The following is a 1,445-nucleotide window of genomic DNA, read 5'->3' as shown; positions in this document are numbered from 1 at the left end:
AGTAGGACGTCGCTAGGCTAGCCCCAAAGGGGCTATTATTTTTGAGAAATGCATAATCATTTCAAATAAATTGGCCCGTTGGTCAAGCGGTTAAGACACCGCCCTTTCACGGCGGTAACACGGGTTCGAATCCCGTACGGGTCACCATTTTACAGCATAGTAGAAGTGATGTATGTTAACTGATGTGCATTTGCACTTTTGCGCTGAGGAGGATTAGCTCAGCTGGGAGAGCACCTGCCTTACAAGCAGGGGGTCGGCGGTTCGATCCCGTCATCCTCCATCTCATTTACCGGTGTAGACCTGAACAACTGACTGCATTCAATTAGTTAGATGTTAACATCTCTCCGGTATTTTTTATAGAGCACTATCCTCACCATTTATGATGTGCGGAAGTAGTTCAGTGGTAGAACACCACCTTGCCAAGGTGGGGGTCGCGGGTTCGAATCCCGTCTTCCGCTCCAAAATTGTACTTTTGGCAGTATAGGTATTAATTGTACTTATGTTACTTTATATCTTTATGGGGCCTTAGCTCAGCTGGGAGAGCGCCTGCCTTGCACGCAGGAGGTCAGCGGTTCGATCCCGCTAGGCTCCACCATAAAAATATACTTTATTTTGGCGGTGTAGCTCAGCTGGCTAGAGCGTACGGTTCATACCCGTAAGGTCGGGGGTTCGATCCCCTCCGCCGCTACCATATTTATGATATTGTTTTGGAGGAATACCCAAGTCCGGCTGAAGGGATCGGTCTTGAAAACCGACAGGCGGGTCAAACCGCGCAGGGGTTCGAATCCCCTTTCCTCCTCCATATAATGCTTGGTAAAAATTATATAAATACTATTATCGCGGGGTGGAGCAACGAGCGTTACTCCTTGAATCAACTGCGAGTTGTACCGATCGAGCTGCTGCTTGATTAAGCATCCTGAGATCGGGACAGTCCTTATGCTTTATATGAGCATAGTAAAAATCACATAAATACTATTATCGCGGGGTGGAGCAGTCCGGTAGCTCGTCGGGCTCATAACCCGAAGGTCGCAGGTTCAAATCCTGTCCCCGCAATCTGGTCCGGTAGTTCAGTTGGTTAGAATGCCTGCCTGTCACGCAGGAGGTCGCGGGTTCGAGTCCCGTCCGGACCGCCATATTGTGGCTCAGTAGCTCAGTCGGTAGAGCAAAGGACTGAAAATCCTTGTGTCGGCGGTTCGATTCCGTCCTGAGCCACCATTTAATAATATAAATCCCTATTTTTTTATATGGTGGGGTAGCGAAGTGGCTAAACGCGGCGGACTGTAAATCCGCTCCCTTTGGGTTCGGCGGTTCGAATCCGTCCCCCACCACCATTTATAGGGGTATAGTTTAATGGTAAAACGAAGGTCTCCAAAACCTTTGATGTGGGTTCGATTCCTACTACCCCTGCCAAATAAAATTATATATGAATTATGGCGGTTGTGGCG

Annotated in this window: 11 tRNA genes; all 11 read left to right on the top strand. The window is 48.6% G+C overall.

The features are described from left to right. Positions 1-72 precede the first annotated feature (72 nt). The 11 genes from V7127_RS11980 (at position 73) to V7127_RS11930 (ending at position 1,410) form a co-directional block, all read left to right on the top strand. Positions 73-147 (top strand) — tRNA-Glu (locus V7127_RS11980). A 60-nt stretch (positions 148-207) separates the two neighbouring features. After that, a tRNA-Val gene (locus V7127_RS11975) sits at positions 208-280 on the top strand. Positions 281-386: 106 nt separating this feature from the next. Further along, a tRNA-Gly gene (locus V7127_RS11970) sits at positions 387-461 on the top strand. A 58-nt stretch (positions 462-519) separates the two neighbouring features. Then, positions 520-595: transfer RNA gene (locus tag V7127_RS11965), tRNA-Ala, on the top strand. A gap of 19 nt (positions 596-614) precedes the next feature. After that, positions 615-691, top strand: a tRNA-Met gene (locus tag V7127_RS11960). An 18-nt stretch (positions 692-709) separates the two neighbouring features. Beyond that, a tRNA-Ser gene (locus V7127_RS11955) sits at positions 710-802 on the top strand. Between the two features lie 177 nt (positions 803-979). After that, positions 980-1,053: transfer RNA gene (locus tag V7127_RS11950), tRNA-Met, on the top strand. A gap of 3 nt (positions 1,054-1,056) precedes the next feature. Then, positions 1,057-1,133, top strand: a tRNA-Asp gene (locus V7127_RS11945). A gap of 6 nt (positions 1,134-1,139) precedes the next feature. After that, positions 1,140-1,215, top strand: a tRNA-Phe gene (locus V7127_RS11940). Positions 1,216-1,246: 31 nt separating this feature from the next. Further along, positions 1,247-1,331: transfer RNA gene (locus tag V7127_RS11935), tRNA-Tyr, on the top strand. Positions 1,332-1,336: 5 nt separating this feature from the next. Next, positions 1,337-1,410, top strand: a tRNA-Trp gene (locus tag V7127_RS11930). Positions 1,411-1,445 lie beyond the last annotated feature (35 nt).

The sequence above is a fragment of the Bacillus sp. JJ1773 genome, assembly GCF_036962035.1.
Taxonomy (GTDB): Bacteria; Bacillota; Bacilli; order Bacillales; family Cytobacillaceae; genus Cytobacillus.
Note: the sequence above shows the minus strand (reverse complement) of the source record. Positions and strands in the feature narration are given on the sequence as shown.